7 protein-coding genes are annotated in these 5,390 nt (G+C 68.3%); 6 read left to right on the forward strand and 1 reads right to left on the reverse strand.

All coding sequences use genetic code 11. From position 1 onward, the window contains the following. The 6 genes from D183_RS25365 to D183_RS0119860 form a co-directional block, all read left to right on the forward strand. A partial coding sequence (locus D183_RS25365; RefSeq protein WP_017910541.1) for a ZrgA family zinc uptake protein occupies nt 1-306 on the forward strand: 306 nt, incomplete at its 5' end. Next, a complete protein-coding gene (locus D183_RS0119840; RefSeq protein ID WP_017910542.1) occupies nt 303-1,016 on the forward strand; it encodes an ATP-binding cassette domain-containing protein in 714 nt (237 codons plus the stop codon). The genes D183_RS25365 and D183_RS0119840, both read left to right, overlap by 4 nt. Before the next feature lie 2 nt (nt 1,017-1,018). Next, a complete protein-coding gene (locus D183_RS0119845) occupies nt 1,019-2,272 on the forward strand; it encodes an FtsX-like permease family protein (RefSeq protein ID WP_026143754.1) in 1,254 nt (417 codons plus the stop codon). 2 nt (nt 2,273-2,274) lie between these two features. Next, entirely contained in the window at nt 2,275-2,871 is a 597-nt protein-coding gene (locus tag D183_RS0119850; protein ID WP_026144686.1) for a DUF3299 domain-containing protein, read from the forward strand. A gap of 139 nt (nt 2,872-3,010) precedes the next feature. Next, a complete protein-coding gene (locus D183_RS25370; RefSeq protein ID WP_017910545.1) occupies nt 3,011-3,508 on the forward strand; it encodes a DUF3299 domain-containing protein in 498 nt (165 codons plus the stop codon). A gap of 12 nt (nt 3,509-3,520) precedes the next feature. After that, entirely contained in the window at nt 3,521-4,327 is an 807-nt protein-coding gene (locus D183_RS0119860) for a hypothetical protein (RefSeq protein ID WP_232757326.1), read from the forward strand. Between the two features lie 122 nt (nt 4,328-4,449). Here the strand turns inward: D183_RS0119860 and D183_RS0119865 are convergent. Continuing rightward, a partial coding sequence (locus tag D183_RS0119865; RefSeq protein ID WP_232757327.1) for a LysR family transcriptional regulator occupies nt 4,450-5,390 on the reverse strand: 941 nt, incomplete at its 5' end.

Here is a 5,390-nt window from a genome sequence, read left to right on the forward strand (position 1 = left end):
CTGCGCGGTGCGGGCTGGTTGCAGTTCCCGGTCGCGGCGGCCTGTTCGCTGCGCAGCGCGCAGGTCACCACCGAGGGCTACGACGTGGCGATGGCCGATCCGGACGAGCCCGGCCACAGCCACGCCGAGTTCCACGCCCGGTACGCGTTCAACTGCACGCAGCCGGCGCGCCTGGATCACCTGCAGGTGCTGTTGCCGCAACGTTTCCCCGGGCTGCACACGGTGCTGGTCGATGTCGCCACTGCTGCGGGCCAGGGCCGCACCGAGGTGGTGCCCGGGCAGACCCGGGTGAAGCTGCCGGAATGAATCAGCACCACGTCGTCGAACTGACCGAGCTGCGCTTCGGCTATCCCGGCGCCGCCGCACCGGTGCTGGACATCGCATCGTTTGCGCTGCCGCGTGGGCAGCAACTGTTGCTGCGCGGTGCCAGCGGAACGGGCAAGAGCACCTTGCTGGCGTTGATCGCCGGCGTGCTGCAGCCCACGGCCGGCTGCGTGCGCGTGGCCGGGCAGGACCTGGCGACCTTGCGCAAGGCCGCACGCGACCGCTTCCGCGCCGACCACTGCGGCGTGGTGTTCCAGCAGTTCAACCTGCTGCCGTTCCTGAGCACCCGCGACAATATCGCGCTGGGCCTGCAGTTCTCGGCGCGCCGCGGCCGGCTGGCGGCGGGCACGCAGGCGCTGGACACCGAGATCGAGCGGCTGATGGTCGCGCTGGGCCTGGACGTGGCGGCGCTATGGTCGCGCCCGGCCGCGCGCCTCAGCGTCGGCCAGCAGCAACGCGTGGCCGCCGCGCGCGCATTGATCGCGCGGCCGCCGCTGCTGCTGGCCGACGAACCCACCTCCGCGCTCGACCCGGTCGCGGCACAGGCCTTCCTGCAGTTGCTGTTCGCCGAGTGCCGGCAGGGCGGCACCAGTTCGATCGTGGTCAGCCACGATCCGTCGATCGCACCGTTGTTCGACGCCCAGGCCGACCTGGCCACGCTTAACCGCGCCGGCGCCGGAGGTGCACGATGAGCCTGTTGAAGCTGGCCCTGGCCAGCCTGCGCAGCCGGCGCCTGGGCGTGGCCTTGACCGTGTTGGTGATCACCCTGAGCGTGACCCTGCTGCTGGGCGTGGAGCGGATCCGCACGCAGGCGCACGAAGGTTTCGCCAGCACCGTGTCCGGCACCGACCTGATCGTCGGCGCGCGCTCGGGCCCGGTGAACCTGTTGCTGTACTCGGTGTTCCACATCGGCGACGCCACCAACAACGTCTCGTGGAAGAGCTACCAGGACCTGAGCGCGATGCCCGAAGTGAAGTGGGCGGTGCCGCTGTCGCTGGGCGATTCCTACCGCGGCTACCGGGTCGTCGGCACCAGCACCGGCTTCTTCGAGCACTACCACTACGGCGCCAAGCATCCCCTGGCGTTCGCGCAGGGCAGGGCGTTCGACGATCTCTACGATGCGGTGATCGGCGCCGACGTCGCCGCCGCGCTCGGCCGCCACCTCGGCGACGAGATCGTGCTGACTCACGGCACCGGCCGGATCAGTCTGGCCACCCATGCCGACAAGCCGTTCCGGATCGTCGGCATCCTGCGCCGCACCGGCACGCCGGTGGATTCCAGCGTGCTGGTCTCGCTGCAGGCGATCGAGGCGATCCATATCGACTGGCATTCCGGCGTGCGCCTGCCGGGCCACCACGTCAGCGCCGCGCAGGCGCGGGCGATGGACCTGACCCCGGACACCATCACCGCCTTCATGCTTGGCCTCAAGACCCGCATCGCCACCTTCTCGGTCCAGCGGCGGATCAACGAGTACCCGGAGGAAGCGATGCTGGCGATCATGCCCGGCGTCACCCTGCAGCAGCTGTGGGGCACGCTGGGCACGGCCGAAGGCGCCTTGCGCATGATCGCCTCGCTGGTGGTGCTGCTCGGCCTGGTGTCGATGGTCGCGCTGCTGGTGGCCACGCTGCAGGAGCGCCGGCGCGAGATGGCGATCCTGCGCGCGGTCGGCGCACGGCCGCGCGACATCGCCTGGCTGCTGCTGTTCGAGGCCGGCCTGGTCACCGTGGTGTCGTGCACACTGGCGCTGCTGGCGGTGACCGCGGCCAGCTGGCTGGCGCGCGGCTGGGTGCTCGATCATTTCGGCCTGGCGATCAACCGTGTCGCGCCCAGTGCGGCGGAGTGGGGCTGGCTCGGCTGCGTGCTGCTGGCCGGCGTGCTCGCCGGCATCGTGCCGGCCCTGCTGGCCTATCGCCGCACCCTGGCCGATGGCCTGTCGCCGGAGTTGTGAGCATGACCCGCTGGAACCTTCCCTTGCTGGCGCTCGCACTGCTGTGCGGCTGCGGCCGCCAGCAACAACCGCCCATCCCGGAAAAAGCGCAGGCGACAGCGGCGGCGCAGCCAGCACCGGCCAACGACGCCGCGGTCAATCCGCCGCTGGGCGAGCCCGATGCCGACGGCTATCGCGAGCTGGACTGGAGCGCGATGCTGCCGCCGGCCGAGCTGAAGGCGCTGGAAAACAGTGACGAAGCACCGGTCAACCACACCGGCAAGCGTGCGATGCCGCAGACCGGCACCTACAACACCGTGGCCGCCGTGCTGGCGCGCAAGGTGCGCCTGCCGGGCTACGTGGTGCCGCTGGACAGCGACGACGCCGGCCGCGTGCGCGAGTTCCTGTTCGTGCCGTACTACGGCGCCTGCATCCACGTGCCGCCACCGCCGCCGAACCAGATCGTGCATGTGCGCCTGGACACCCCGATCGACCCGCCCGACATGTACAGCCCGTTCTACCTGACCGGCCAACTGCGCGCGGAAACCCTCCACGGCGAACTCGCCGGCACCGCCTACACGATGGAGCAGGCGCACCTGCATCCCTATGAAAAAGGCTGATCGTCATTTCCTGCCGGTTGTGGTGCTGTGCCTGCTGGCGGGCTGCCACGGTGATGGCGGGAAGCAGCCGGACGCCACGCCGACACCATCACCGGCAGCAAAGCACACAACCGCAGCCGCCGACGCTGTCCCGGACATAGTGGAACGCTGGGAACAACTGGCGCCGGCGAACGACATCTACCAGCGTCCGCCGCCGCGGATCGGCACCGCGTGGCGGGGCGACGCCGCGGTGCTGGATCAGGCGGCGCCGGTCGACGATGGCCCCTCGGTGGTCAATGGCATGCCGATCGACCATTCCGGCACCCAGCGCGCCGCGCAGTTCGGTTCATCGCAAGTGGTGAAGGGCCTGGAAGGCAAACGCTTCGCCCTGGACGGCTACGTGGTGCCGCTGGAAAGCGACGACCAGGGCAAGGTCAGCGAACTGCTGTTCGTGCCGTTCTATGGCGCCTGCATCCACGTACCACCGCCGCCCCCGAACCAGATCCTGCACGTGGTGCTGCGCACCCCGATCGAGGTACCGCAGCTGTGGGACCCATTCCACCTGCAGGGGCGGCTGCATCTGGCCGACTTCAAGGCCGATATCGCCAATGCCACCTACGAGGCGGAGGACGCCACGCTCACCCCGGTGCAGGGCTGAGGGCGCGGTCCGATGCGCCTGAAGTCGCCGATGCGTTTGGCGATCGCGATCGCCGCCTGTGGGGTCGTCGTTGCCGGCGGCGTGCTGTTGGCATTGCGCACGCACGGGGATGTGGCACCGACACCGCGTGCTGCTGCGACCACCGCGATCCACCCGCCAACGGTGCCCGCATTTCATGTCGCGCCATTGTCCGAAGATGCCGCCGACAAGCGCATCACCACACTGCTGCACAGCGACGATGCATTCGCGCGCGACGCCACATTCCTGATTGCGGCCAGCATCCGCGAACGCTGCGCACCGGCCCATTCTGGTGAATTGGCCAAGATGGCCAACCGCGCCCGCCTGCCGATACTGGTCGCAACATCCGAGGTGACGACGCGCGAACCCGACCTGGACCATCCGATCTACCAAGCGATCCAGCGCATCGCCGCCGCTGCGCCCTGCGACCGCGCGCTCGACCTGACGGCGACCGGCCTGCCGCTGCAACTGGACCCGGAACGCTACGCGGCCGCGTTCCCCGACAGCTACTACCAACCCACGCTGGACACCGTGCCGCACGAGTACTCCGGCCAATCGCTAGGCGCCCGCGCGGCACAGGAATGCCAGTCGATCGCCTATGCGGTGTTGCCACTGGGCCGGGATGGCTGGCAGTGCAGAGCGCTGTGGTCCGGCATGCGCCCGCGGATCGTCAAAGCCTGCGAACAAGCCCGTAGCGAAGGCGGGCAGGGGGCAGGTGAGGCGATTCCGCCGGAGGTCGCGAAACGGCTGACGCCTGTGGTGGCGGGCTTGCTGGAGAAGTTGCCGGAATCCTGTCGCTGAGTGCGCGCGCGTGCTTTTGCACGGCGGAAGCTAACGGCTGCGAACGGCAGGAGTTGGCCAAGACAGAAGTTCGCGGAGTAGCTGATTAGGGAGGTTTCCAGGCCACGTTGTTGCGTTGTGCCTTACGTTGACTTGCCCGCGAATCCCTGCAATCGCACCTGGATGAACTCCAGCAACGCCCGAACCCGCGCAGTGACCGAATGACGGTGACTGTAGGCGCCAAGCAATTGCAGCGGGGCAGGGCGTAGATCCAGCGGCACTTCCTGCAACCTGCCTGCGGCAAGATCTTCCTGGCAAGGATAGGCCGCGACGATCGCAAAGCCGAGACCTTGACGCGCGCCCGCCACCGCGAGTTCCCCGCTGTTGACGCGATAGCGGCTGCGCACCGGTACCTTCACGATCTCGCCCGCAGGATCGAGAAACTGCCAGGGCTGCCCCTTGAGGGCGCTCACGGTGGTGATGCAAGGCAAGGACTTGAGTTCGCGCACGTGGCGGGGCATTCCGGTCTGGGCCAGGAGCGTGGGGGACGCGACCACGATGCTGGGCAAGGTCGCCAGTTCGCGGGTGATGAACGCACTGTCATCCTGACGCCCGCGGTGGAAGACGATGGAGAGGTCCATGTCTTCCCGTAGCACTTCCAGTCCGGTGAGGCGCGTGTCGCATTCCAACTCGATGCCAGGATGAAGACTGCAGAATTCCGCGAGGATCGGCGCGAGCAACCTGGGCGCTTCGTTGGGCATGCACATCCTGAGAGGCCCCTTCAATTCGCCTTGTACTGCGCCGAGTTCCTCCTCTGTGGACAGCAAAGCGTCGAGGAGCGGCTTGGCACGCGCATAAACCAGCCTCCCGGCTTCCGTCATGCGCAGATGGCGCGTGCTGCGTTCCAGCAAGCGCACGCCCAGCCTGCGCTCCAGTGCCGCGACATGACGGCTGACGTTGGACGACGGCAAGGCCAGCAGGCGCCCAGCCCCGGAAAAGCTCTGCGCGTCGACGACGGCCACATAGACGCGGACGGCATTCAGATCGAGGTTGGTGCGCACCATTGTCCCAAATAGGGTATGAA

The sequence above is a fragment of the Xanthomonas sp. SHU 199 genome, from assembly GCF_000364665.1.
In the GTDB taxonomy this organism is placed as follows: Bacteria; Pseudomonadota; Gammaproteobacteria; order Xanthomonadales; family Xanthomonadaceae; genus Xanthomonas_A; species Xanthomonas_A sontii.

What these genes read in the sequence shown, in the direction of transcription:
- D183_RS0119860 (WP_232757326.1), top strand. Translation starts at nt 3,521, where the DNA reads ATGCGCCTGAAGTCGCCGATGCGTTTGGCGATCGCGATCGCCGCCTGT.
- D183_RS0119840 (WP_017910542.1), top strand. Translation starts at nt 303, where the DNA reads ATGAATCAGCACCACGTCGTCGAACTGACCGAGCTGCGCTTCGGCTAT.
- D183_RS0119850 (WP_026144686.1), top strand. Translation starts at nt 2,275, where the DNA reads ATGACCCGCTGGAACCTTCCCTTGCTGGCGCTCGCACTGCTGTGCGGC.